The organism is Aequorivita sp. CRS11 (assembly GCF_059693805.1).
This window is the reverse complement of record NZ_JCATIG010000055.1, coordinates 1-502: the sequence shown is the minus strand read 5'-3', so window position 1 is coordinate 502 and position 502 is coordinate 1. Positions and strand designations below refer to the sequence as shown.

The 502-nt window shown below is 50.4% G+C and carries 1 tRNA gene and 1 rRNA gene; both read left to right on the top strand.

The features are described 5' to 3' along the window. Positions 1 to 261 (top strand): 16S ribosomal RNA (locus AC58DT_RS15730); the annotation flags it as partial. A gap of 166 nt (positions 262 to 427) precedes the next feature. Further along, positions 428 to 501: transfer RNA gene (locus AC58DT_RS15725), tRNA-Ile, on the top strand. The last annotated feature ends 1 nt before the right edge of the window (position 502 follow it).

Genomic DNA, 502 nt, shown 5'->3' with positions numbered 1-502 from the left:
GGAGCGAATCCACAAAACCTGTCTCAGTTCGGATCGGGGTCTGCAACTCGACCCCGTGAAGCTGGAATCGCTAGTAATCGGATATCAGCCATGATCCGGTGAATACGTTCCCGGGCCTTGTACACACCGCCCGTCAAGCCATGGAAGCTGGAAGCACCTGAAGTCCGTCACCGCAAGGAGCGGCCTAGGGTGAAGCTGGTAACTGGGGCTAAGTCGTAACAAGGTAGCCGTACCGGAAGGTGCGGCTGGAACACCTCCTTTCTAGAGAAAGACGACCGAAAATTCAACAAGAGAAGGCTCTTATATTGAAAAACGCGAAGGGTTCTTGCTTGGTTTAGCTGTCAATTTTATCATATTATGGTCAACAGGTCAAGTCTTCGGTACATCAAAACTGATTACTGAACACTGAACATTGGGGCCTTTTTACAGTCCCATAGCTCAGCTGGTTAGAGCGCTACACTGATAATGTAGAGGTCGGCAGTTCGAGTCTGCCTGGGACTAC